Source organism: Pseudoxanthomonas sp. 22568 (assembly GCF_052044485.1).
Taxonomy (GTDB): Bacteria; Pseudomonadota; Gammaproteobacteria; order Xanthomonadales; family Xanthomonadaceae; genus Pseudoxanthomonas_A; species Pseudoxanthomonas_A beigongshangi.
In genome coordinates, this window is record NZ_JBQENC010000039.1 from 1 (window position 1) to 307 (window position 307).

Sequence of the window (307 nt, forward strand, 5' to 3'; positions counted from 1 at the left end):
CGGCGTCGTCCTTGGCGCTGTTGATGCGCAGGCCGGAAGACAGCCGCTGGATGGTGGTGGCCAGCGATGCACCGCTGGTGCCCAGGTTGCGCTGGGCATTCAGCGAGATCGTGTTGGTGTTGATCACTTGTGCCATGAGTTCGACTCCTTAGGCGTTCTCTGCACGGGGAACGAGTTTTCAACGATTCCCCGCCGTGCCATCGGGGACGCGAGGGTTAGCGTTGCAACAGGCTCAGTACGTTCTGCGGCACCTGGTTGGCCTGGGCCAGCATGGCCGTGCCGGCCTGCTGCAGGATCTGGGTGCGGG

At 63.8% G+C, this 307-nt stretch carries 2 protein-coding genes; both read right to left on the reverse strand.

Going from position 1 to position 307, the window contains the following annotated elements; all coding sequences use genetic code 11:
* Nucleotides 1-136: flagellin N-terminal helical domain-containing protein (locus ACTJI2_RS20055; RefSeq protein ID WP_440843144.1), on the reverse strand; the 136-nt coding region annotated here is incomplete at its 3' end.
* A 79-nt stretch (nucleotides 137-215) separates the two neighbouring features.
* Complete coding sequence (locus tag ACTJI2_RS20060) at nucleotides 216-296, reverse strand: flagellin (RefSeq protein WP_341353011.1); 81 nt, start codon at nucleotides 294-296, stop codon at nucleotides 216-218.
* Between the last annotated feature and the right edge of the window lie 11 nt (nucleotides 297-307).